Genomic DNA, 847 nt, shown 5'->3' on the forward strand with positions numbered 1-847 from the left:
GCCACCTCCGGCCAGGGCGGTCTGGGCTGGTACATCTTCCAGAACCGCAACGAGCTGTATACAGATCGGGTGTTCGCCGGCCTGGCGATGGTGATCGTGCTGGGCCTGCTGGTGGAAGGGGTGGTATTCCAGGCGATCGAGCGGCTGACCGTGCGCCGCTGGGGCATGCAGCGCTAGGCGGCACCGGGCTCATCGGCACGGTCGCGTGCGCTTAACGGGGCTGGATTATGCTGCCGGCCCGCTCACACCCCGACCGCCGTCATGCCCACCGCGCCCTTCACCGCTTACGTCTACCCGATCCTGCTGTTGCTCGCCAGCAACGTGTTCATGACCTTCGCCTGGTACGGGCATCTGAAGTACAAGAGCACGCCGTTGATGATCGCGATCCTGGTCAGCTGGGGCATCGCGTTTTTCGAATACTGCCTGCAGGTGCCGGGCAACCGGCTTGGTAGCGCGGTGTATTCGGCCCCGCAGCTCAAGGGCATGCAGGAGGTGATCACGCTGCTGGTGTTCGCCGGCTTCTCGACGTTCTACCTGGGGCAGTCGTTGAAGTGGAATCACTGGGCCGCGTTCGGCCTGATTCTGGTGGCCGCGTTCTTGATGTTCAAGGAATAACTGCCTTGAAGGACTAACCGCCGTCTTGCTCGTAGGAGCGCACCAGGGCGCGACCTTGTAGGAGCACCCCGGGCGCAATGGGCGTTACCGGGAATGCCCCATCGCGCCCGGGTACGCTCCTACGACATCCAGGTGCCTAGTTCGCCGGTTCCACCCACTGCGCGAACACCGCATCGAGTTGCGCGTCCTTGACCCGCTTGCCCTTCTGCACGGTCTCGGCCTGCTGGAACAT

General features: G+C 63.8%; 1 protein-coding gene and 2 pseudogenes. 2 read left to right on the forward strand and 1 reads right to left on the reverse strand.

Annotated features, from left to right (window positions below; translation table 11 throughout):
• Positions 1–177 (forward strand): annotated as a pseudogene (locus tag XcyCFBP4188_RS22295) (ABC transporter permease); the annotation flags it as partial.
• A gap of 84 nt (positions 178–261) precedes the next feature.
• Positions 262–615 (forward strand): DMT family protein, encoded by a 354-nt coding sequence (locus tag XcyCFBP4188_RS22300; protein ID WP_023902752.1) that lies wholly within the window; start codon positions 262–264, stop codon positions 613–615.
• 136 nt (positions 616–751) lie between these two features.
• On the opposite strand, the pseudogene XcyCFBP4188_RS23825 reads toward XcyCFBP4188_RS22300, so the two are convergent.
• Positions 752–847, reverse strand: a pseudogene (locus XcyCFBP4188_RS23825) (DUF6607 family protein); the annotation flags it as partial.

Origin of the sequence: Xanthomonas hortorum pv. cynarae, from assembly GCF_002939985.1 — a bacterium.
GTDB classification, from domain to species: Bacteria; Pseudomonadota; Gammaproteobacteria; order Xanthomonadales; family Xanthomonadaceae; genus Xanthomonas; species Xanthomonas hortorum_D.